At 63.9% G+C, this 23,087-nt stretch carries 19 protein-coding genes; 10 read left to right on the top strand and 9 right to left on the bottom strand.

Annotation, left to right across the window (positions count from 1 at the left end):
- Positions 1 to 151: 151 nt before the first annotated feature.
- A complete protein-coding gene (locus B015_RS0124975; protein WP_026227700.1) occupies positions 152 to 1,048 on the top strand; it encodes a UTP--glucose-1-phosphate uridylyltransferase in 897 nt (298 codons plus the stop codon).
- A gap of 70 nt (positions 1,049 to 1,118) precedes the next feature.
- Here the strand turns inward: B015_RS0124975 and scpA are convergent, their stop codons facing one another.
- The 4 genes from scpA to B015_RS0124955 are packed head-to-tail and all read right to left on the bottom strand — an operon-like array spanning position 1,119 to position 7,412.
- Positions 1,119 to 3,260, bottom strand: coding sequence for a methylmalonyl-CoA mutase (gene scpA / locus B015_RS0124970; protein WP_018430492.1), 2,142 nt, complete (start codon positions 3,258 to 3,260; stop codon positions 1,119 to 1,121).
- An 8-nt stretch (positions 3,261 to 3,268) separates the two neighbouring features.
- Entirely contained in the window at positions 3,269 to 5,287 is a 2,019-nt protein-coding gene (locus B015_RS0124965; RefSeq protein WP_018430491.1) for an acetyl/propionyl/methylcrotonyl-CoA carboxylase subunit alpha, read from the bottom strand.
- 11 nt (positions 5,288 to 5,298) lie between these two features.
- Positions 5,299 to 6,831 (bottom strand): acyl-CoA carboxylase subunit beta, encoded by a 1,533-nt coding sequence (locus tag B015_RS0124960; protein WP_018430490.1) that lies wholly within the window; start codon positions 6,829 to 6,831, stop codon positions 5,299 to 5,301.
- Entirely contained in the window at positions 6,831 to 7,412 is a 582-nt protein-coding gene (locus tag B015_RS0124955) for a biotin transporter BioY (protein WP_018430489.1), read from the bottom strand. Before B015_RS0124955 ends, B015_RS0124960 begins: the two co-directional genes overlap by 1 nt.
- A gap of 166 nt (positions 7,413 to 7,578) precedes the next feature.
- Here B015_RS0124955 and B015_RS0124950 point away from each other — a divergent pair, with 166 nt between their 5' ends.
- Entirely contained in the window at positions 7,579 to 8,991 is a 1,413-nt protein-coding gene (locus B015_RS0124950) for an XRE family transcriptional regulator (RefSeq protein WP_018430488.1), read from the top strand.
- 3 nt (positions 8,992 to 8,994) lie between these two features.
- Here the strand turns inward: B015_RS0124950 and B015_RS0124945 are convergent, their stop codons facing one another.
- The gene (locus B015_RS0124945) at positions 8,995 to 9,351 is read right to left on the bottom strand and encodes a DUF423 domain-containing protein (protein WP_018430487.1); all 357 of its coding nucleotides are present in this window, start codon (positions 9,349 to 9,351) and stop codon (positions 8,995 to 8,997) included.
- A gap of 207 nt (positions 9,352 to 9,558) precedes the next feature.
- Between B015_RS0124945 and B015_RS0124940 the strand changes: the two genes are divergently transcribed.
- From B015_RS0124940 to B015_RS0124930, 3 genes are all read left to right on the top strand, one after another.
- On the top strand, positions 9,559 to 11,862 hold the full coding sequence (locus B015_RS0124940) for a Tex family protein (protein WP_026227699.1): 2,304 nt from the start codon (positions 9,559 to 9,561) through the stop codon (positions 11,860 to 11,862).
- A 205-nt stretch (positions 11,863 to 12,067) separates the two neighbouring features.
- On the top strand, positions 12,068 to 13,285 hold the full coding sequence (locus B015_RS0124935) for an argininosuccinate synthase (RefSeq protein WP_018430485.1): 1,218 nt from the start codon (positions 12,068 to 12,070) through the stop codon (positions 13,283 to 13,285).
- 306 nt (positions 13,286 to 13,591) lie between these two features.
- Positions 13,592 to 14,077: a hypothetical protein gene (locus B015_RS0124930; RefSeq protein ID WP_051091925.1), complete on the top strand. Its 486-nt coding sequence runs from the start codon at positions 13,592 to 13,594 to the stop codon at positions 14,075 to 14,077.
- Between the two features lie 63 nt (positions 14,078 to 14,140).
- On the opposite strand, the gene B015_RS31575 is transcribed toward B015_RS0124930, so the two are convergent.
- Positions 14,141 to 14,659, bottom strand: a complete 519-nt coding sequence (locus B015_RS31575; RefSeq protein ID WP_157632828.1) for a hypothetical protein — start codon at positions 14,657 to 14,659, stop codon at positions 14,141 to 14,143.
- A gap of 130 nt (positions 14,660 to 14,789) precedes the next feature.
- Positions 14,790 to 15,563 carry a lytic transglycosylase domain-containing protein gene (locus tag B015_RS0124920; protein WP_245262356.1) on the bottom strand — a complete coding sequence of 258 codons (774 nt, stop codon included), beginning with the start codon at positions 15,561 to 15,563 and terminating at the stop codon, positions 14,790 to 14,792.
- 473 nt (positions 15,564 to 16,036) lie between these two features.
- Between B015_RS0124920 and B015_RS0124915 the strand changes: the two genes are divergently transcribed.
- Positions 16,037 to 16,648 (top strand): DUF1236 domain-containing protein, encoded by a 612-nt coding sequence (locus tag B015_RS0124915; protein WP_018430480.1) that lies wholly within the window; start codon positions 16,037 to 16,039, stop codon positions 16,646 to 16,648.
- Positions 16,649 to 16,686: 38 nt separating this feature from the next.
- Here B015_RS0124915 and B015_RS0124910 read toward each other — a convergent pair whose 3' ends face one another.
- Both B015_RS0124910 and B015_RS31570 read right to left on the bottom strand, forming a co-directional pair.
- Positions 16,687 to 17,382, bottom strand: coding sequence for a DUF2270 domain-containing protein (locus tag B015_RS0124910; RefSeq protein WP_245262354.1), 696 nt, complete (start codon positions 17,380 to 17,382; stop codon positions 16,687 to 16,689).
- A 135-nt stretch (positions 17,383 to 17,517) separates the two neighbouring features.
- Positions 17,518 to 19,182: an EAL domain-containing protein gene (locus tag B015_RS31570; RefSeq protein WP_018430478.1), complete on the bottom strand. Its 1,665-nt coding sequence runs from the start codon at positions 19,180 to 19,182 to the stop codon at positions 17,518 to 17,520.
- 239 nt (positions 19,183 to 19,421) lie between these two features.
- Here B015_RS31570 and B015_RS0124900 point away from each other — a divergent pair, with 239 nt between their 5' ends.
- The 4 genes from B015_RS0124900 to rpsP all read left to right on the top strand — a co-directional run bounded on the left by B015_RS0124900 (position 19,422) and on the right by rpsP (position 22,992).
- On the top strand, positions 19,422 to 20,363 hold the full coding sequence (locus B015_RS0124900) for a glycosyltransferase (protein ID WP_018430477.1): 942 nt from the start codon (positions 19,422 to 19,424) through the stop codon (positions 20,361 to 20,363).
- Between the two features lie 265 nt (positions 20,364 to 20,628).
- The gene (gene ffh, locus B015_RS0124895; protein ID WP_018430476.1) at positions 20,629 to 22,209 is read left to right on the top strand and encodes a signal recognition particle protein; all 1,581 of its coding nucleotides are present in this window, start codon (positions 20,629 to 20,631) and stop codon (positions 22,207 to 22,209) included.
- Between the two features lie 6 nt (positions 22,210 to 22,215).
- Entirely contained in the window at positions 22,216 to 22,542 is a 327-nt protein-coding gene (locus B015_RS0124890) for a chorismate mutase (protein ID WP_018430475.1), read from the top strand.
- Positions 22,543 to 22,599: 57 nt separating this feature from the next.
- Entirely contained in the window at positions 22,600 to 22,992 is a 393-nt protein-coding gene (gene rpsP / locus B015_RS0124885) for a 30S ribosomal protein S16 (protein ID WP_018430474.1), read from the top strand.
- The last annotated feature ends 95 nt before the right edge of the window (positions 22,993 to 23,087 follow it).

Genomic DNA, 23,087 nt, shown 5'->3' with positions numbered 1-23,087 from the left:
TTGTTGATTGCCTGATTGGCTCAGGCCGATTCCGGCTGCCTCAATATTGTCATCAGTCGGGAACTATAGCCGCGCCAAGCAGTTATTTTCCGCATGGAATTTGCTGTCGCAAGGGACAAGCATTGAACATCTGAGGGAGAACGAAGTGGCAATCAGGAAAGTCCGCAAGGCAGTCATTCCGGTGGCTGGTCTTGGCACGCGGTTTTTGCCGGCGACAAAGTCGATGCCGAAGGAGATGCTGCCGGTGGTTGACCGGCCGGTGGTGCAGTATGCCGTCGACGAGGCGCTGGAAGCCGGCGTCGAGCACATCGTCTTCGTCACCGGCCGCAACAAGGCCGTCATCGAGGACTATTTCGACCTGCATCCCGAACTGATCGGCACGCTCGAGCAGGCCGGCAAGGTCGCCGAGATCAAGTCGCTGGAAACGCTGCTGCCAGTGCCCGGCACCACCAGCTTCACCCGCCAGCAAGCGCCGCATGGCCTCGGCCACGCCGTCTGGTGCGCCCGCGACATCATCGGCGACGAGCCGTTCGCGCTGCTGTTGCCCGATATGGTGTCGTTCGGCAAGCGCGGCTGTCTGGCCGAGATCATGGAGCTCTATGGCGAAACCGGCGGCAATGTGATTGCCGTCGAGCAATGCCAGTCGCATGAGACCAACAAATACGGCATCGTCGGCCAGGGCCAAGCCACCGGCTCGGGCTTCGAGGTGACGGCGATGGTGGAGAAGCCGAAGCCGGCCGATGCACCGTCGACCTACTACATCAACGGCCGCTACATCCTACAGCCGGAGATCTTCACGCTTTTGGGCACCCAGGCGCGTGGCGCCGGCGGAGAGATCCAGCTGACGGATGCGATGGTCAGGCTTGCCGACAACCAGGCGTTCTTCGCCCGCCCGTTCGGGGGACGCATGTTCGACTGCGGCTCCAAGGAAGGTTTCATCCAGGCCAATGTGGCGTTCGCGCTGAAACGGGCCGATCTCAAGGGCTCGGTGCTGGAAGCGCTGCGCGAGATGATCGCGGAGCACGACCGCGAACAGGTGTCGGCCTGAGGATCTTCTTGTCTATCTCCAAATGCAAAAAAGGCCCGCTTTAGCGGGCCTTTTTCGCCTCGTGTGGCGCTCACTGGTTGCGGCGCTTGCCTTCCATCAGGTCGAGCACGGCCCGCGCCGCGTCGAGCACATTGGTGCCAGGGCCGAACACTGCCGCCACCCCATGGTCGAGCAGATATTGGTAGTCCTGGCGCGGGATGACGCCGCCGACGACGACAATGATGTTGTCGGCACCCTTGGCCTTGAGTGCCCCGACCAGCTGTGGGGCGAGCGTCTTGTGGCCGGCGGCCAGCGACGACATGCCGACGACATGCACCCTCGAGGCAATGGCGGTGTCCGCGGCCTCGTCGGGTGTCTGAAACAGCGGCCCGGCAATGACCTCGAAGCCGATATCGCCGAAGGCCGAGGCGATCACCTTGGCGCCGCGGTCGTGGCCGTCCTGGCCAAGCTTGGCGACCATGATACGCGGTTTCTCGCCTAGTGAGCCGGCAAACTGCTCCAGTCGCGAGACCAAAGTCCGGAACTCCGGCTCGTCGTCATAGGCCTTTCCATAGACGTTTTCGACAACCTCTGGCACGGCCGCATGATCGCCGAAGGCGCGGCGCATTGCGTCCGAAATCTCGCCGACCGTGGCGCGGGCGCGAGAGGCATCGACGGCGGCGGCCAGGATGTTGCCCTCCCCTGTCCGCGCGACCTGTTCAAGCGCCACAATTGCTGCCTCGACCCGCTTGGGGTCGCGCTGCCGGCGCGTGCGCTCGATGCGCTCGACCTGGGCCTGGCGGACAGCCGAGTTGTCGATCTCGAGGATGTCGATCTCGTCTTCCTGTTCGAGCCGGTACTTGTTGACGCCGACGATGACCTCGTCGCCGCGGTCGATCGCCGCCTGCTTGCGCGTCGCGGCCTCTTCGATCAGGCGCTTGGGCAGGCCTGTTGCGACCGCCTTGGTCATACCGCCCATCGCCTCGACCTCCTCAATCAGCGCCCAGGCCTTCTCGGCGAGGTCGTTGGTCAGGGCCTCGACATAATAGGAGCCGGCGAGCGGGTCGACGACCTTGGTCACGCCCGTCTCATGCTGGAGGATCAACTGGGTGTTGCGGGCGATGCGAGCCGAAAACTCGGTCGGAAGTGCAATCGCCTCGTCGAAGGAGTTGGTGTGCAGCGACTGGGTGCCGCCCAAAGCTGCCGACATCGCCTCGAAGGCGGTGCGGACGATGTTGTTGTAAGGGTCCTGCTCCTGCAGCGACACGCCAGAGGTCTGGCAATGCGTGCGCAGCATCAGCGACGACGCCTTCTTGGGCTCGAACTCGGTCATGATGCGCGACCACAGCAGGCGCGCCGCCCGCAGCTTGGCCGCCTCCATGAAGAAGTTCATGCCGATGGCGAAGAAGAACGACAGCCGGCCGGCGAAGTCGTCGACATTAAGCCCCTTTTTCAGCGCCGCCCGCACATATTCGCGTCCATCGGCGAGAGTGAAGGCGAGCTCCTGCACCAGCGTCGAGCCGGCCTCCTGCATGTGGTAGCCGGAGATCGAGATCGAGTTGAACTTAGGCATCTCCTTTGCCGTGTACTCGATGATGTCGGCAACGATGCGCATCGAGGGCTCGGGCGGGTAGATGTAGGTGTTGCGGACCATGAACTCCTTGAGAATGTCGTTCTGGATGGTCCCCGAAAGCTTGTCGCGCGACACGCCTTGTTCCTCGCCGGCGACGATGAAATTGGCGAGGATCGGGATGACCGCGCCGTTCATTGTCATCGACACCGAGATCTGCTCGAGCGGAATGCCGTCGAACAGAATCTTCATGTCTTCTACGGAATCGATAGCCACTCCGGCCTTGCCGACATCGCCCTCGACCCGCGGATGGTCCGAGTCATAGCCGCGATGGGTGGCGAGGTCGAAGGCGACCGACACGCCCTGCTGGCCGGCGGCTAGCGCCTTGCGGTAGAAGTTGTTGGAAGCCTCCGCCGTCGAGAAGCCGGCATATTGCCGGATCGTCCAGGGGCGGCCGGTATACATGGTGGCGCGTGGGCCGCGCAGGAACGGTTCGATGCCTGGCAGCGAACCGATATGGTCGATGCCTTCGAGATCATCCGCCGTGTAAAGCGGCTTGACGTCGATGCCTTCGGGCGTGTTCCAGATCAGCGTGTCGGGCGACGCCTTGATCTCGCGTTCGGCGAGCTTGCGCCAGTCGGCCTTTGTTGGGCGGTCAGTCATGGCACACCTCACTCGAATTCCATGATCAGTTCGTCGACGGCGAGGCTTTCGCCTGCGGTTGCCGCGACGCGCTTGACCGTGCCCTTGCGCTCGGCGCGCAGCACGTTTTCCATCTTCATAGCCTCCACTGTCGCCAGCGACTGGCCGGCCTCGACGGTGTCGCCTTGCTTGACCAGGATCGACGTCACCACCCCCGGCATCGGGCAGAGCAGCATCTTCGAGGTGTCGGGCGGCAGCTTCACCGGCATCAGCTTCGCCAGTTCGGCGACGCGCGGGCTGCGCACATGGGTCATCACATCCATGCCACGCCAGCGCAGGCGCCAGCCGGTGCCCGAGCGCGAAACCTTGACACCGATGGAGGTACCGCCCACGGCGAAGTTGGCGTGCGGGTGGCCGGGCAGCCAGTCGCTCGATACCGCAAGTGCTGCGCCGTCATCGAATTCGACCACGGTGCCGTCCGCCCCGTCCCTGACATGGAGCGGCAGAGTGAGGCCGGCAAGGGTAACCACCCAGTCGGCGCCGACGGGGCGCTGGTGGTTGGCGAGCGAGCCCGAGATCTGGGCGCTGCGGCGCTGTACGGACTGGTTGATCAGCGCCGCCACCGCGGCAAGCTTGCGGGCGTCGGCCTCGGAAGGTGTCACGCCGGCAAAGCCGTCGGGGAATTCCTCGGCAATGTATGCAGTGGTCAGCGCGCCTGAGCGGAAGCGCTCCTGGTCCATGACCGCCGACAGGAACGGCAGATTGTGGCCGATGCCCTCGACCTCGAAGTCGTCGAGCGCCCGGCCCATGGCCTCGATCGCCGCCAGGCGGGCGGGAGCCGCTTCTCCTGGAGCAAAAGTGCAGAGCTTGGCGATCATCGGGTCGTAATACATCGAGATTTCGCCGCCCTCGAATACGCCGGTGTCATTGCGGACGATGGTGCCGTCGTCACGCTTGCCTTCGACCGGCGGGCGATAGCGGGTCAGCCGGCCGATCGACGGCAGGAAGTTGCGATAAGGATCTTCGGCGTAGAGGCGGCTCTCGATGGCCCAGCCGTTGAGCTTCACATCGTCCTGGCTGAAGCGCAGCTTCTCGCCCGCGGCGACGCGGATCATCTCTTCGACGAGGTCGATGCCGGTGATCAGCTCGGTTACAGGATGCTCGACCTGGAGACGCGTGTTCATCTCGAGGAAATAGAAGTTCCTGTTGCCATCGACGATGAACTCGACCGTGCCGGCCGAGAAATAGCCGACGGCTTTGCCAAGAGCGACAGCCTGCTCGCCCATCGCCTTGCGGGTCTCGGCGTCGAGGAAGGGCGACGGCGCCTCTTCGATAACCTTCTGATTGCGGCGTTGGATCGAGCATTCACGCTCGCCGAGATAGACGAGGTTGCCGTGCTGGTCGCCCAGCACCTGGATCTCGATATGGCGCGGTTGGGTGACGAATTTCTCGATGAAGATGCGGTCGTCGCCGAACGACGATTTTGCCTCGTTCTTCGATGACTGGAAGCCCTCGCGGGCCTCGGTGTCGTTCCATGCAATGCGCATGCCCTTGCCGCCGCCGCCGGCGGAGGCCTTGATCATGACGGGATAGCCGATCGAATTGGCGATCTTCACCGCCTCATCAGCGTCCTCGATCAGGCCCATGTGACCGGGCACTGTCGATACGCCGGCGGATGCCGCGATCTTCTTCGAGGTGATCTTGTCGCCCATCGCCTCGATCGCTACGGGCGGCGGTCCGACGAAGGCGACGCCCTCGGCCTTCAGCGCCTCGGCGAAGTTCGCGTTCTCCGACAGAAAGCCATAACCGGGATGCACCGCATCCGCCCCGGTCTGCCTGATCGCGTCGATGATCTTCTGGATGACGATGTAGGACTGGTTCGACGGCGCAGGGCCGATGTGGACGGCCTCGTCGGCCATCTTCACATGCAGGGCCTCGCGGTCAGCATCGGAATAGACCGCGACCGTTGCGATACCGAGCTTCTTGGCCGTCTTGATGACCCGGCAGGCGATCTCGCCGCGATTGGCGATGAGGATTTTCTTGAACATTTTTGACCTGCTCACAGCGGTATCGTGTCGTGCTTCTTCCACGGCGCATCAAGCTTCTTGCCGCGCAGGGCGGCGAAGGCGCGGGCGATGCGGCGGCGCGACGAATGCGGCATGATCACTTCGTCGATGAAACCGCGCTCGGCGGCGACGAAGGGATTGGCGAAGCGTTCTTCATATTCCTTGGTGCGTGCGGCGATCTTGTCTGCGTCGCCAAGTTCCGAACGATAAAGAATCTCGGTCGCGCCCTTGGCGCCCATCACCGCGATCTCGGCCGTCGGCCAGGCATAGTTGATGTCGGCACCGATATGCTTGGAGGCCATGACGTCGTAGGCGCCGCCATAGGCTTTGCGGGTGATCAGCGTGACCATCGGTACGGTCGCCTGCGAATAGGCGAACAGCAGCTTGGCACCGTGCTTGATGACGCCGCCATATTCCTGCGCCGTACCCGGCAGGAAGCCCGGCACGTCGACCAAGGTCAGTATCGGGATCGAGAACGCATCGCAGAAGCGCACGAAGCGCGCTGCCTTGCGTGACGAGTCAATGTCGAGGCAGCCGGCCAGCACCATCGGCTGGTTGGCGACGACGCCAACGCTCTGGCCCTCGATGCGCATGAAGCCGGTGATGATGTTCCTGGCGAAAGCCTCCTGGATTTCGAAGAAGTCGCCCTCGTCGGCAATGGCGAGGATCAGCTCCTTCATGTCGTAGGGCTTGGCCGCACTGTCGGGGATCAGTGTATCGAGCCGCTTTTCCAGCCGCGCCGGGTCGTCGTGGAACGGCCTGACCGGCGGCTTCTCGCGGTTGTTGAGCGGCAGGAAGTCGAACAGCAGACGAACCTGCTCCAGCGCCTCGATATCGTTTTCGTAGGCGCCGTCGGCGACCGAGGATTTCGAGGTGTGGGTGCGGGCGCCGCCGAGTTCCTCGGCGGTGACGATCTCGTTGGTGACGGTCTTCACCACGTCGGGACCGGTCACGAACATGTAGGACGAGTCGCGCACCATGAAGATGAAGTCGGTCATGGCGGGCGAATAGACCGCGCCACCGGCGCATGGGCCCATGATGACCGAGATCTGCGGCACCACGCCCGAGGCGTCGACATTGCGCTTGAATACATCGGCATAGCCGGCAAGCGAGGCAACGCCCTCCTGGATGCGGGCGCCACCGGAATCGTTGAGGCCGATGACCGGCGCGCCGTTGCGCACGGCCATGTCCATGATCTTGCAGATCTTCTGCGCGTGCGTCTCGGACAGCGAGCCGCCGAGCACGGTGAAGTCCTGCGAAAAGACGTAGACCAGGCGGCCGTTGATGGTGCCCCAGCCTGTGACGACACCGTCGCCCGCCACCTTCTGCTCGGCCATGCCGAACTCGGTGGTACGATGGGTGACATACATGTCGAACTCTTCGAAGGAGCCTTCGTCGAGCAGCACGTCGATGCGTTCGCGCGCCGTCAGCTTGCCCTTGGCGTGCTGGGCGTCGATGCGCTTCTGGCCACCGCCGAGGCGGGCCTCGGCGCGGCGGGCTTCCAGTTGTTCGAGTACGGCGCGCATCAGTTCATGCCCTTGTGAGAAAGCCATTTCCAGGCGGCGGGAAAAGCGATTGCCGCAAGCACGGCCTTCATGACGTCGCCCGGGATGAAGGGATAAAGCCCGAAGGCCAGCACCGGTTTGTCCCAGCCAACGACGCTGCCGAGCCAGAGCAGGCCGGGCACGTAGATGACAGCGCCGGCGAGCAGTGCAGCCAGCATGGCGGTGAAGGCATTGCGATCCCAACCGCGTTCGGCGAGCCAGCCAGCGAGCGCGGCAGCAGGCAGGTAGCCAGCGAGATAACCGCCGGTCGGGCCCATCATGTAGGCAAGACCAATGCCCTTTTCCGGCGTGCCGGCGAAGACTGGCAGGCCGAGCGCACCCTGCGTCAGATAAAGCGCCACGGCGGCGGCACCGCGCACCGGGCCAAGCGCCAGGCCGAGACCGATGACGACAAGCGTCTGCATGGTCATCGGCACGGGATAGAATGGCACCTGGATCTTGGCCGAAACGGTCAGCAGCAGCGATCCCGCTACGACTGCCACTACATCCATCGTGCTTATCCGGCTTGTCCGTTCCGGTGCGACGGCCTGGTAGAGCGTCATTATTTTTCTCCCGCACTACGATCTTGCAAAACAATGTCTCCCCGCCGCGTCAGCGGCAAGGCGCAGTTAGCGCCCATTACGCCTATGCCCGCCATAGGAAAACCGTTGAAAGTGTGCAAAAGCGTAATGTACAAATTCCAAAAATGTAAATTGCGAAATTGCAAATATGGCGACCCGCAAACTCTATATTGGCCGCAAAGTGCGCGAACTGCGCGAAGCCAACAAGGCGACGCAGGCGAGCTTCGCCGAGCGCATCGGCATCTCGACCAGCTATCTCAACCAGATCGAGAACAACCAGCGCCCTGTCTCAGCCTCGGTGCTGCTGGCGCTGGCCGAAAAGTTCCAGATCGACATTTCGGAGATTTCGCAGGGCGACAATGACCGGTTGCTGTCGGCGTTGACGGAAGCGCTGTCCGATCCGATCTTCGAGAATTATGCGCCCAACCTGCAGGAGCTCAAGCTGGTGACGCAGAACGCGCCGGGCTTTGCCCGGGCGCTGATCTCGGCGCACCAGGCCTATCGCCGCAATTCCGAGCAACTGGCGAGCCTCGACGACACGCTGGGTCGCGGTGCCGCCGGGTCGGAGCCGACGCCTTACGAAGAGGTGCGAGACTTCTTCCACTTCGTCGACAACTACATCCACGCGCTCGATGTGGCGGCCGAGCGGCTGGCGGGCGAACTCGGCATCGGCGAGCGCGACAGCTATGCGGCGCTCGCCGGGCATCTCGAAAGCAAGCACGGAGTCCGCATCGCCCGCGTTGATGCCGATGACGACGCGCTGCGCCGCTTCGACGCTAAATCGGGCGTGCTGTTTCTCAACCCCTACTCGCCGCTTGCCACCCGCAGCTTCCAGATTGCCTTTCAGATCGCCGAGATGGAGATAGAGGCCGAGGTGGCGCAGGTCGCTCGCTCTGCCGATTTCCGCACCAGCGAGGCGCTGGAGATCTGCAAGATGGGGCTGCGCAACTATTTCGCTGGGGCGCTTGCCCTGCCTTACCAGGCGTTCATGCGCGCGGCCGGCGAGCTGCGCCACGATCTCGAATTGTTGGCGGCGCATTTCGGCGCCTCGATCGAGCAGGTGGCGCATCGCCTCAGCACCTTGCAGCGCCCAGGCCACAAGGGCGTGCCGATCTTCTTTGCCCGCATCGACCGCGCCGGCAACATCACCAAGCGCCATAGTGCGGCCAAGCTGCAGTTCGCCCGCTTTGGCGCTGCCTGCCCGCTGTGGAACGTGCACCAAGCCTTCGAGACGCCAGGGCGCATCATCCGCCAACTGGCTGAAACGCCCGATGGCGCGCGCTATCTCTGCATCGCAACCGAGATTTCAAAGGGCGGCGGCGGCTTCAACGCGCCGCATCGCCGCTATGCCATCGCACTTGGCTGCGAGGTCACCTACGCCCAGGATTTTGTCTACGCCGACGGGCTGGAGCTGGGCAGCAAGACCGCCTTCGATCCGATCGGCATCTCCTGCCGCATCTGCGAGCGCACCAATTGCCTGCAGCGTGCCGTGCCGCCGCTCAAGCGACGGCTGGTGATCGACAGGGATGTCCGGCATCCGCTGCCGTATCGGATCGGCTGAACGTCAACCGTCCCTGCGTGCCAACAGCCCGCCGACGGCCAGCGTCAACCAGCCCACAATCATGCCGGTGCCGCCCACCGGCGCGGCAAACGGAAACAGGCGCTGCCCGAGATAGTCGCGCGCCAGCAGGTCGCCGGAGAACAGCAGCACCGCCAGAAGCAGGATGGCGGCTCCGATGTGCAGCACACGGCTGCCCGCAACCACCAGCGACAGCGCCAACAGCACAGGCGCGTGAAACAGCAGGAAGTTTGCGGCCGTGGCGAAATTGGCGCTGCCGCCATGGCTGGCTGCGGCAGATAGCGCCACGCCGGCTGCACCGAACAATGCAGCGGCGACAAACAGAACCCGGTCGAACTTCATTCATGTGCTCCTGAGGGCGCGCGCCTTCCGGGGAAGATACGCGGAAGTGCGAAGGAAACCTGCCAAAACTTCCGCCCCTGCCCGCGCCGATTGCCGCAGCCCTGCCGCTTTTCTGTGGAGCTTGAGATGGCGTGGGACAATGGCCGTTTGGCGTTCCGGCCGGCAGTCACTATGTTCGCGCACCCGTTCAACAGGCACCAGGATTCCATGGCTGGCGACAACAGGAAAATCGCTGCGATCATCGCGGCCGAGATCAACGCGAAGCCCGAGCAGGTCGTGGCCGCGGTCGGACTGCTCGACGAGGGCGCGACCGTGCCGTTCGTCGCCCGCTACCGCAAGGAGGTCACCGGCGGCCTCGACGACACGCAGCTGCGCGATCTCTCCGAGCGCCTTGCCTATCTGCGCGAGCTCGAGGCGCGCCGCGCGGCAATCGTCGAATCGATCACCAGCCAGGGCAAGATGACCGACGATCTGGCGGTTCGAATCGCTACCGTAACGACCAAGGCAGAGCTTGAGGACATCTACCTGCCCTACAAGCCGAAGCGCCGCACCAAGGCTGAAATCGCCAGGGAGCGCGGGCTAGGCCCTCTGGCCGAAGCCATCCTCGCCGACCGCTCCAAGGTGCCGGCTGAACTCGCCGTGGCTTATGTCGCCGGAGAGGTCGCCGACGTGAAGGCAGCGCTCGAAGGCGCGCGCGACATCGTCGCCGAGAGCATCTCGGAGAACGCCGACCTGCTCGGCCGTCTGCGCACCCACATGAAGGAGCGTGCGGTGATGCGCGCCCGCGTCGTCGACGGCAAGCAGGAGGCCGGCGCCAAGTTCTCCGATTATTTCGACCATTCCGAGCGCTGGGCTTCCGTGCCTAGCCACCGCGCGCTGGCCATGCTGCGCGGCCGCAACGAGGACGTGCTGTCGCTCGACCTCGAGATCGATGCCGACGACATCTCGCCGGTCAAGCCGGTCGAGCGCATGATCGCCGCCGCCTATGCGATTGGCGCAACGCTTCCGGGCGACCAGTGGCTGATGCAGGTTGCCGGCTGGACCTGGCGGGTGAAGCTGTCGCTGTCCTTGTCGCTCGACCTGATGCGCGACCTGCGCGAGGCGGCCGAAGAAGAGGCGATTCGCGTCTTCTCGCGCAACCTGAAGGATCTGCTGCTCGCTGCCCCGGCCGGCTCGCGCGCCACCATGGGCCTCGATCCAGGCATCCGTACCGGTGTCAAGGTCGCGGTCATCGATGCCACCGGCAAGGTGCTCGACACCACCACCGTCTACCCCTTCCCGCCCAAGAACGACGTGCGCGGTACACAGGCCGAGCTGACCCGGCTTATCATCCGCCACAAGGTCGAGCTGATCGCCATCGGCAACGGCACCGGTAGCCGCGAGACCGAGCGTCTGGTCGCCGATATGCTGACTGACATGCCGGCGCCGAAGCCGACCAAGGTCATCGTCAGCGAGGCCGGCGCGTCGGTCTATTCGGCGTCGGCCACTGCTGCCGCCGAGTTCCCCAATCTCGACGTGTCGCTGCGTGGTGCCGTGTCCATTGCGCGGCGCCTGCAGGATCCGCTCGCCGAGCTGGTCAAGATCGAGCCCAAGTCGATCGGCGTCGGCCAATATCAGCATGACGTCGACCAGTACCGTCTCGGCCGCTCGCTCGAAGCGGTGGTCGAGGATGCGGTGAACGCCGTCGGCGTCGACCTCAACACGGCCTCCGCCCCCCTTCTCGCCCGTGTCTCAGGCCTCGGGCCGTCGCTTGCCGAGTCGATCGTGGCCTATCGCGACGCTTCGGGCGCCTTCGCCACGCGCCGCGATCTGCTGTCGGTACCGCGTCTCGGCCAGCGCGCCTTCGAGCAATGCGCCGGCTTCCTGCGCATCCGCGACGGCAAGGAGCCGCTCGATGCATCCTCGGTCCATCCTGAAGCCTATGGCGTCGCCAAGAAGATCGTTGCGTCCTGCGGCCGCGACCTGCGCCAGCTGATGGGCGACAGTGCCGCGCTGAAGGCCATCGATCCCCGCGCGTTCGTCGATGAGCGTTTCGGCCTGCCGACCGTGCGCGACATCATCGCCGAGCTGGAAAAGCCGGGTCGTGATCCGCGTCCGGGCTTCAAGACCGCGACCTTCGCCGACGGGGTCGACGACATCAAGGACCTGAAGCCGGGCATGCTGCTCGAGGGTACGGTGACCAACGTTGCCGCCTTTGGCGCCTTCGTCGACATCGGCGTGCACCAGGACGGCCTTGTCCATGTCTCGCAGCTGGCCGACAAGTTCGTGAAGGACCCGCATGAGGTCGTGAAGGCCGGTGACGTGGTGAAGGTCCGCGTCGTCGAGGTGGACATCCCGCGCAAGCGCATCGGGCTCACCATGCGCAAGGACGGCGGCGAGGCGGCGCCGCGCTCGGCCGCTCCCGCCAAGGCCCGCGACATGAAGTTCGCCTCGTCCAAGCCACAGCAGAACAAGCCGGAGCAGCAAGGCGCATTCGGTGCGGCGCTGCTCGAGGCGATGAAGCGGAAGTAGGCGACGGGGCGAGGAACCCAAGCTGGGAGGACCTCCTCTTCCCCGTCGATCGGGGGAAAGATGGCCCGAAGAGCCGGAGTGGGGGTCGACCTGATCCCCCTACTCACCCAGCGGCATCATCGCCCTTGCCCGGCTCGCCGTTCGTGCTTAGAAAGCCCGGGAAACGCGGCCCCAGCCGGCCGCTTGCAAAAGGTGCCGTGCTCAAATGTCCAAGTGGAAAGACGTCAAGAAGGTCGTGCTCGCCTATTCCGGCGGTCTCGACACCTCCATCATCCTGAAGTGGCTGCAGACCGAGCTCAATGCAGAGGTCGTCACATTCACCGCCGATCTCGGCCAGGGCGAGGAACTCGAGCCGGCGCGCAAGAAGGCCGAGATGCTCGGCATCAAGGAAATCTTCATCGAGGACGTGCGCGAGGAATTCGTCCGCGACTTCGTTTTCCCGATGTTCCGCGCCAATGCCGTCTATGAAGGCGTCTATCTGCTCGGCACCTCGATCGCCCGTCCGCTGATCTCCAAGCACCTCGTCGACATCGCCCGCAAGACCGGTGCCGACGCCATCGCGCACGGCGCCACCGGCAAGGGCAACGACCAGGTCCGCTTCGAGCTGTCGGCCTACGCGCTCAACCCCGATATCAAGATCATCGCGCCGTGGCGCGACTGGTCGTTCAAGAGCCGCACCGATCTGCTCGACTTCGCCGAGAAGCACCAGATCCCGGTCGCCAAGGACAAGAAGGGCGAGGCCCCCTTCTCAGTCGACGCCAACCTGCTGCACTCCTCGTCGGAGGGCAAGGTACTGGAAGATCCGGCCGTCGAGGCGCCCGAATATGTCCACATGCGCACGATTTCGCCTGAAGCCGCGCCCGATAAGGCGACCATCATCAAGATCGGCTTCGAAAAGGGCGATGCCGTTTCGATCAACGGCGAGCGCCTGTCGCCGGCGACCCTGCTCGCCAAGCTCAACGATTATGGCCGCGACAACGGCATCGGCCGCCTCGACCTTGTCGAGAACCGTTTCGTCGGCATGAAGTCGCGCGGCGTCTACGAGACCCCCGGCGGCACCATCTTGCTCTCTGCGCACCGCGCCATCGAATCGATCACGCTCGACCGCGGTGCGGCGCACCTCAAGGATGAGCTGATGCCGCGCTACGCCGAGCTGATCTACTACGGCTTCTGGTTCTCGCCCGAGCGCCAGATGCTGCAGGCGGCGATCGACCTCAGCCAGAAGGACGTCGAGGGCGAAGTTACGCTCAAGCTCTACAAGGGCAACGTCATGGTCATCGGCCGCGAGAGCGCGAAGTCGCTCTATTCCGACAAGCTGGTCACGTTCGAGGACGACCAGGGCGCCTACGACCAGAAGGACGCTGCCGGCTTCATCAAGCTCAACGCTCTGCGCCTGCGCACGCTGGCCGCGCGCAACCGGTAATGATGAGCTTTTCTTCTCCCCGTTCTAAGGGAGAAGATGCTGGCAGGCTGATGAGGGGCCATGCAAGCCCCTCATACTTACGCGCTGCCCCTCATCCGGCCCTTCGGGCCGCTTTTCCCCGTGAACTCGGAGAAGGAACCCGCCTCCTTGGCCGACGGGTAGCGTGCCCAGAAGATGTGATGTTGATAATGTAATTCCCGTACAGGAAAGCGCATCACCAAAAAGCGCTGTTGATCCAAAAGACGCGAAGTTGACATCGAATTCACGGAAAGCCTCAATGGAAACATTGAGGGGGATGAATTCCAGATGATCAGCAAGAATAGTATATGCGCGTTTTCATGTCTAATTTTGGCGTCTTGCGCATCTAGCAACACCATCAAGACATCATCTAGCACCGCTATCGTGCAGACATCAGCTGAGGCGATGTGCGGTGGTGCTGGTGCGGCAAACGTTGCGCAAAAGCAGGCAGCGATCGAAACTCTCAAAGCTGGCTTTGACCGTTACATCATCTTCGACTCGGCTGCATCGAGCGACGTTCAGGTGACGCAGATGCCCGGAAGCTACCAAACCAGTGGCACTGCCATGATCTATGGCAACAGGGCAACCTATCACGGAAATACACAATATATCCCTGGACCAACAATCGTCTCAGGCGGATATCAGCAGTCGTTTGCCATAAAGATGTTCCGCGAGGGTGAAAGCGGTGCTTCGGATGCGGTTTCTGCGCGGGAGACGCTGGGTCCGAAATGGCAGCAGCTTGTGAAGGTCGGCACAATCCGCACCTGCACCTAGGTCATAGCGCGATTGGTTGACGTGGGCGCGCTGGTGAGGGCGGGGCTCATTGCCTCGTCTCATTCACGCTCCGCCTTCATACATATCCCGGAGATATGTCCGCTTGGCCACCTCATCGCGCGCCGAGAATAGATAACTGCTGAATGCCAGCCGTTCGTGGTTGACCGCGGCCAGTTCCCAGACGCAGAACGTGGCTCGATGCGGCCCGGGCAGCGGAAACAGCGAAAAATCGGGTGCGTTGGCCGTCTTGGCATAGACGGTTTCCCACATCTCGTTGGCATTGCGCCACGAGCTCACCAGCAGGAAATGGAAGTCGCCGCCGCAGCGGTGCAGGATGACGAAGCCGAGCTCACCCTTGAGGTCGAGGCGGCCGGTCGCCGTTTCGGCTGCGAGGAAGCGGCGGGCGAGCGCGTCGGTATCGCGCGTCACCGGCGTGTCGCGCTCTGCGATGTCGTACCATTTCAGCAGGCCGCCGCCAGATGTCGCCGGCAGGCCCGGGGTCACTGATTTGGGGTAGTGGGCATAACCTTCGACATTGCCGAAGGGCGAGAGATCGGCGGGCAGGCCGCTCAGGCTGTTCATGAAAAAATCCTCGTCCGCATCGAAAAAGCCCGGTGCAGGCACCGGGCTTTTGTCATTCTGCGTCCGAGGTCCTGGCTTTGCCAGTGCTCCGGAAATGTCTCCTGACAGGGTCGTGTCAGGTCTGCGGGCTTTAGTTTCCGTCAATCTCGGCGCCGATGATGGCGATGGCCTGCTGGTAGACGCTGGCCGCGTTCCAGCCCTGGAGTGCGGCGAAATTGGCCTGGCCGGGCTGGTAGCCAGCGCCTGGCTGCCAGCCATGGCCGCGCAGGAAGTTGGCGGTTGAAGCCAGCGCGTCGGCCTTGGAGCGGACCATGTCGATCTTGCCGTTGCCGTCGCCGTCGGCGCCGTACTTCAGCACGTTGACAGGCAGGAACTGAGTCTGGCCGATTTCGCCATGGGCCGCGCCGACGGCGTTGGTCGCCAGCGTGCCCGACTGGACCAGCTTGAGGGCTGCGTAGAGCTGGTCGGTGAAATAGTCCGAGCGGCGGCAGTCATAGGCGAGCGTCGCCACGGCCGACAGCGTGTGCTGATTGCCCATATAGGCGCCGAAACCGGTTTCCATGCCCCAGATCGCGATCAGCGGGCCCGCCGGAACGCCGTAGCGCTGCTCGATGCTCTGGAAGAGTGCGGCGTTCTGCTTCTTCAGCACCTTGCCCTTCGAAGCGATGGTCTTGCCGCCGCGCTTGGCCATGAACTGGTCGAGCGAGAGCTTGAAGCTTTTCTGGTTGCGGTCGGCGTAGATCGTCTTGGTGGCATAGGTCGTATCGGACAAAGCGTCGAGCGCCCTGCCGCTGATGCCGTTGGCTGCGGCTTCCTTCGCAAACGAAGCCTTCCAGGCCTCGAAGCCGCCTGAGTTGTTGCCGCACTGGGCAGCGTATGCGCCGCCAGCCGTCACCGCCAGCATGGCGGAGGCCGCAGCAAAAGTCTTCACCTTGGCAAGTATTGCCATGCCGTACTCCTGATGCCTGAATCAATGCCCTTGGGAGGGAAGTTGCCAGCCGCACGCTCTCTTGTCATCGTTAAGAAGGCGTTTACGTCCCCACTGTCTTGCAATGGCTGGTGGCAAAAAACTCGCACACGATCAAGCGGTGAATGTGGCGAGAGCGGGGAAAAACCATGGAAGATGCCGATGTTGTGATCGTCGGTGCGGGTTCCCGGGTCTTTCGACTGCAAAGAGCTATGCCCGAGTTTGTTCAACCTCAGGGTGCCGGAGGCGGGGGACGTGGGGTTGGGGCAGGCCATCCTGCACAGGCCGGCCCGACTGGCTGCAGTGAAAGGCCGGAACAATTTGTGAGCGGAACGTCGGCATTTTGGCCGGAACGGATGCTAACGGGTCTCGTTCCCTGCTCCTGGGGGACCAAGAAAAGGAGCGAAAAGATGAAACCCACCTTGCTGCTACCCGCTGTCGCGGGGGCACTTCTCGCCTTCTCCGTCCCCTCTTTTGCGGAGACCGCCGTTTCCGCCGCCACCGATTTGAACGTGCGCGCCGGCCCCGGGCCGCAATATCCCGTCATCGGCGTGATCGATGCCGGCCAGTCAACGGTGCTGCGTGGCTGCCTCGAAAACAGCAAGTGGTGCTCGATATCAGATTCCGGCGGTGAGGGCTGGGTCTATGCCGACTATCTTGTTGGCGATTTCGGTGGTCAGGACATCGTTTTGTCTCAGCGCCCTGCAGGTTCCGACGTGGTCGTGGTCGATCCGACGGCCGCTGGCGGTGCCGGTGACGTGGTCATCGATGACACGACCGGCGCCATCATTGCCGGCGTTGCCGGACCGGCGATAGAGCCGCCTGGCGAGGTGCGCAGCTACGTAACCAGCCACCGGATCGAGCCTGTCTATCTGGACGGCGAGGTTGTCGTTGGGGGGAGCCTGCCCGATACGGTGGATCTGACCGAAATCCCCGACTACGAGTATCGCTACGTCTATGTGAACGGCCAGCCGGTGCTGGTCGAGCCGTCCAGCCGCCGCATCGTCTATGTGGTGCGTTAATCCTTGGCGAGATCGCCGGGCTTGACGCCCGGCGGTGCTCACACATGGACCTTGCTGAGATTGCCTTCGGTCGCATCGTCGGCCGGGCGCAGCGAAGCGCGAAGCAGCCAGAGATAGAAGGCTGTCACGACAAGGACGACCAGCCAACCCGGCAACGGTCCGAGGCTGGCGTTGGCGGCCAGGTCCCAGAGCGACGACACGAGGTCGGCACTGCCATGGCTTTGCAGCGTCGGGGTCGTGATCTTGAGCACCCATGCGAGCAGCAGGATCAGGAACATCCAGATGTAGTTGCGTCTCAGCCGGCGCGAGAAGGCGTCAGCGTAGGAGATGCGGAACTGCGGATCGCGGAGGCTTTCGGCCAGCATCTGCCGCCAGTTGACGGTATCTCCGGCAAGCGGCGAGAAGATCGGCGCGAAATAATAGCGTTCGAAGGTGCGCACCCGTGAACGGTAGACGTCGAAGAAGCGATAGCGGCGCGCTTCGATCCATAGCAGGAGGAAGACGAGCAGCATGGCAAACAGCAGCACGCCGTGATGAGCGCTCGGCGTCGACAGGGACACCGACAGCATCGCGGCGACTACCGTGATCGCCCAGTTGCTGGTGCGGTCGATGCGGTCGCGCCAGCCGGCCATCCTCGCCATTTCGGCGCGATGATAGTGCGCCATCGTGTTGACGATCTCGGTCGAGGTCATGGGCGTCAGCGCCCCGGGCTGGAGCAGCTCGGTCTTCACCATTTCCGGCATCGCAACCTCCCTGGTGTGGGCAGGCCGCGGCTTCCAGGTGTGCCGTAGTGCCGCGCCGGTGGCCGATGCAGCCCGCTGCCTTGGGATTTTATACCCGCCAGCCCCGAATTGTACGGAAAACCGCGGTCAGCTGTCTCTCGGCACGCTATTTTCGCGGCGCTTGACCAGGGCAGCGAAATCATCGGCCGGAATGGCCTTCGAATAGAGATAGCCTTGGCCGATGCGGCAGCCCATGCCAAGGAGCACGGCCTCGTGGGCCAACGTCTCGATGCCTTCAGCGACGACGGTCATCGCCATGTCGTTGGCCATGCCGAGCACGGCGCGCACGATCGCGGCGTCCCGGGGTTCGTTGAGCAGGTCACGCACGAAGCTGCGGTCGATCTTGAGCACGGTCAGCGGAAACCGCTTGATGGTGCTGAGCGCCGCGTGTCCGGTGCCGAAATCGTCAAAGGCGAGGCCGACGCCGGCCGTCGCGAGTTCGCGGAAAGGTGCGAGCGTGCGCTCTTCATTGTCGAGGGCGATGGTCTCGGTGATCTCGAGTTCGAGGGCGCGGGACGGCAGGCGATGCCGCTCGAGCGCTGCCATCACCGTTTCGGCCAGGTTGCCGGCGTTGACCTGCACGGCGAACAGATTGACTGCCATGCGCAGTGCCGGCAGGCCCTCGGCGCGCCAGACAGCCGATTGCCGGCAGGCCTCGTCGAGGATCCAGTTGCCGACCGTCAGCGCGCCGGAATGGGTTTCGAGTACAGCCAGGAAGTCGGCGGGCTCGAGCAGGCCGCGTGTCGGATGGTTCCAGCGCAGCAGCGCTTCGGCGCCGACCACCCTGCCCGAGTTGAGGCACACCTGAGGCTGGTAATGAAGCGTGAACTCGCCGGCGCCTATGGCCCGCAGCAGCTCGTCCTGAAGCGCCCGCCGCACCGCCACCGCGTTGAGCATGGACGGCTCGAACATGCAGTAGCTGGAGCCGCGCTGGCGCGCCCGGTAGAGGGCGAGATCGGCGCTGGCCAGCAGCTCCTCGAGGTCGCCGCCGTCGCGCGGGCCGACCGCGCCGCCGATGCTGACGCCGAGCTTCAAAAGGTGATCGCCGATGCCGAAGGGCTTGTCGAAGGACTGCAGCAAGGCACGGGCCGCAGCCGCGGCCGTCGCCGGGTCGTCGATGCGACGCAGGAGCACGGCAAATTCGTCGCTGCCAAGCCGGGCCACCATGGCATCGGCCTCGACGGCAGCGGGCAGCCGCACGGCAAGCGCCTGAAGCAGCGTGTCGCCGGTGGCATGGCCCAGCGTGTCGTTGATCCTTCTGAAGCCGTCGAGATCGATCAAGAGCACGGCAGTCTGCTCGCCGATCTCGAGCGCTTCCTCAAGGCGCATGTCGAACTGGAAGCGATTGGGCAGGCCCGTCAGCGCATCCTGGTGGGCGAGCCTGTGCAACCTGATGTCGCGCTGGCGGCGATCGGAGATATCGCGGATCAGCCCGCCCATGGCCACGCCATGGGGGCCGTTCCAGACCGACAGCGACAGCTCAATCGGGAATTCGTTGCCGTCGCGCCGCTGCGCCGTCACTTCGACTGTCTTGCCGCTCAGCTTCGAGCGCTTGCCGGAACCGACCTTGGCCACCCCGGCTTCGTGGGCGCCGCGCAGCCGTGGCGGAATGATCAGGTCGAGCGTCTGGCCGATCATCTCGTCGTAGTCGTAACCGAACATCCTTTCGGCCGTTTTGTTGACGAAGGTGATCTTGCCGTCGGCGTCGATGACCACCAGGGCGAACTCGATGTTCTCAACAAAGCCGGCCAATGACGGCGTGGCCTCGCCAGCCGCATCAGGTTGAGGAACGCCTCGCGTATGTCGTTTGCGCATCTGAACAAGCTGCTTGAAAGTAATTCAAAATTGCTTGGTGGGTCGTTTCGTAAAACACTATCATATGAACACTATTCTGGAGTGATTAACGGGTTTCGCGCAAGGTGTCGCAAACGATAATTGAGTGAAGTCTTATATAACTGGTGATATGCGCCGAGATCGTATGGGGATAAGTCTTGCGAATTGCACTGATCGTATCGGGTGCGGTCCCTTGCAGGGGCTATGGCGGCACCCAACGGCAGGTCGAGTGGCTGGCCAGGGAGCTGATGCGGCGCGACCATCAGGTCGTGGTCGTTGCCGGCCATGTCACCGGCCCTGCCTCCTTCGAGTTGCGGCAGGCCTCGACCGAGCAGCAAATCCGCGAGGCCATTCCGGCGGATACGCAACTCGTCCATTGTCATGGGCCGCATCTCGAGCTTCCGCTGCCCACCCTCAACACCATGCATGCGGTGGGGGGGAGCCTTGCCGACAGCGACGGCAACTGGAGCTTCGTCAGCGCCAGCCATGCCCGGAATCATGGCCGGCAGAGCTTCGTCTTCAACGGCTTTCCCGTCGATGAGTACCGCCTGTCCGCAGGCAAGAACGACCGGCTGCTTTTCCTTGCCGGCATAGCGCGGGCAAGCAAGAACCTGAACCGCGCGGTGGGGCTCGCGCGGAAATACGATTTTGGCCTGGACATAGCCGGAGGCGCGCGCTGGATGCTGCTGACGCGCAGCCAGGTGCGCCGCGACCTCGTCTTCTTCAAGAGCCTTTCGCCGCGCTATCATTTCCACGGCATCGTCGATGGCGACGAGAAGCTCGCTTTGCTCGGCCAAGCGCGTGCCTTCCTAAACCCGATCGCCTGGGAGGAGCCCTTTGGCATGGCACCGGTCGAGGCGATGCTGTGCGGTACGCCGGTGCTGGCGACACCCCGCGGGGCGATGCCTGAGATCGTCGATCCGGAGACGGGGCGGCTGTTCGAGACGGACAAAGAGTTTGCCGCAGCCCTCGATGATGTGTCGGCGCTGGCACCGGCGCGTTGCCGCGAGGTGGCGGCCGAACGTTTCTCCATTGCCAGGACCGCGCATGGCTATCTCGATCTCTATGCCCGTATCCTCGACGGCGAGCGTCTGCCGTGACGCCGGCGCGGCGCAAAAGTGGTGGCAAAGCTTGACTCCCCGGCCATTTTCCTGTCTACAGCCCTCGAAATTCCGCGAAGAGTTCCACTCCTAGCGGCCGACCGGGACACCCCAGAGGTTGTCAAACGATCCCGGAGGCCAACACCCGGCAGCGCGATGCGCCCCCGGGTGCTTTTTGGTTTTGGCCGCATGAATGGTTTGGCGCTTGGGCGCGGAGGCATTACTTCTCGGCCAACGCATGTGTGTCCGGGAAAGGGAAAGTCGAATGTTTGAATCGCTGCAAGAGCGGCTTGGATCGATCCTGAACGGCCTCACTGGCCGTGGCGCGCTGTCGGAGGCCGATGTTACGGCCGCTCTGCGCGAGGTCCGTCGCGCCCTGCTCGAAGCCGACGTCGCGCTCGAGGTCGTCCGTTCGTTCACCGACCGGGTGCGCGAGAAGGCCGTGGGTGCCGCGGTTCTGAAGTCGATCAAGCCCGGGCAGATGGTCGTCAAGATCGTCCATGACGAGCTGGTCGAGATGCTCGGCGCCGAAGGCGTTGCCATCGACCTCAACGCGCCGGCCCCCGTCGTCATCATGATGGTCGGCCTTCAGGGCTCGGGCAAGACGACGACCACCGCCAAGATCGCCAAGCGGATGACCGAGCGCCAGGGCAAGAAGGTCCTGATGGCCTCGCTCGACACGCGTCGCCCGGCCGCCCAGGAGCAGCTGCGCCAGCTCGGCGAGCAGACCAAGGTGGCGACGCTGCCTGTTATTGCCGGCCAGTCGCCGGTCGACATCGCCAAGCGCGCCGTCCAGGCGGCCAAGCTCGGCGGCCATGACATCGTCATCCTCGACACCGCCGGCCGCACCCATATCGATGAGCCGCTGATGGTCGAGATGGCCGACATCCGCAAGGTGTCGGACCCGCACGAAATCCTGCTCGTGGCCGACTCGCTGACCGGTCAGGACGCCGTCAACCTCGCCAAGAGTTTCGACGACCGCGTCGGCATCACCGGCCTGGTGCTGACCCGCATGGACGGCGACGGCCGTGGCGGTGCCGCCCTTTCGATGCGCGCCGTCACCGGCAAGCCGATCAAGCTGATCGGTGTCGGCGAAAAGATGGATGCGCTGGAGGAGTTCTATCCCAAGCGCATCGCCGACCGCATCCTCGGCATGGGCGACATCGTTTCGCTGGTCGAGAAGGCTGCCGAAACCATCGACGCGGAAAAGGCCGCGGCGATGGCCAAGAAGATGCAGTCGGGCAAGTTCGACCTGAACGACCTCGCCGACCAGCTTGGCCAGATGCAGAAGATGGGCGGCATGGGCGGCATCATGGGCATGATTCCCGGCATGGGCAAGATGAAGGACCAGATGGCCGCGGCCGGCCTCGACGACAAGATGTTCGGCCGCCAGCTCGCCATCATCTCGTCGATGACCAAGGCCGAGCGCGCCAATCCCGACGTGCTCAAGCATTCGCGCAAGAAGCGCATCGCCGCCGGTTCCGGCACCGATGCGGCCGAGATCAACAAGCTGCTCAAGATGCATCGCCAGATGGCCGACATGATGAAGGCGATGGGCGGCAAGGGCAAAGGCGGCGGCCTCATGCGCGGCATGATGGGCGGCCTGGCCTCCAAGATGGGCCTCGGCGGCATGATGCCCGGCGGCGGCATGCCTGACCTTTCCAAGATGGACCCCAAGCAGCTCGAGGCGCTGAAGAAGCAGGCTGAGGCAGCCGGTCTCGGCCAGGGTCTCAAAGGCCTTCCCGGTGGCATGCCGGGTCTCGGCGGCGGTCTTCCCGGCCTGCCTGGCGGCATGAAGCTTCCGGGCCTCGGCGGCGGCCTGCCCGGCCTCGGCAAGAAGAAGTGAGGGCCCATGACCGACATCGACCCTAAGGCCCGGCTGCAGGAACTGCGCGCTTCGATCGACAACATCGATGCAGCACTCATCCATATGCTGGCCGAGCGTTTCCGCTGCACCCAGGCGGTCGGCGTGCTCAAGGCCACCCATGGCCTGCCACCGGCCGACCCGGCGCGCGAGCAGACCCAGATCGCGCGTCTGCGCCGGCTTGCCGACGATGCGCATCTCGATCCCGATTTCGCGGAGAAGTTCCTTAACTTCATCATCCGCGAGGTGATCCGTCACCACGAAATGCTGGCCGCCGAACACAATGGCGCGCCAGACAAGACTACCTCCGCCTGACGGCGGAACAGACTTAAGACCAAGAACCCAAGACAGAACCACTCCAGGAGTAAGAAAATGTCCCTCAAGATCCGTCTGGCCCGCGCCGGCTCGAAGAAGCGCCCCTACTACCACATCGTCATCGCTGACGCCCGCAGCCCGCGCGACGGCCGCTTCATCGAGGCGATCGGCGCCTGGAACCCGCTGCTGCCCAAGGACGGCGACCGCATGAAGCTGGACGCCGACCGCGCCAAGTACTGGCTGTCGAACGGCGCCCTGCCGACCGACCGCGTTGCCCGCTTCCTCGATGAGGCTGGCGTCGTCAAGCGTGAAGCCCGCTCGAACCCGACCAAGGGCGAGCCGGGCAAGAAGGCCCAGGAGCGTCTGGCTGCCCTCAAGAAGGCGCAGGAAGACGCTGCTGCTGCCATCGCAGCTGCAGCTGCTGCCCCGGCCGAGGCTTCGGCCGAGTAATTTCCGGGTACCCGGAACACGTAAACGGGCAGGGAAACCTGCCCGTTTTTTTGTGCCCGCCAGTCTACTGGTCGAGGATGGAAGGGGCGGCGCTT

Origin of the sequence: Hoeflea sp. 108 (assembly GCF_000372965.1) — a bacterium.
Classification (GTDB): domain Bacteria; phylum Pseudomonadota; class Alphaproteobacteria; order Rhizobiales; family Rhizobiaceae; genus Aminobacter.
Note: the sequence above shows the minus strand (reverse complement) of the source record. Positions and strands in the feature narration are given on the sequence as shown.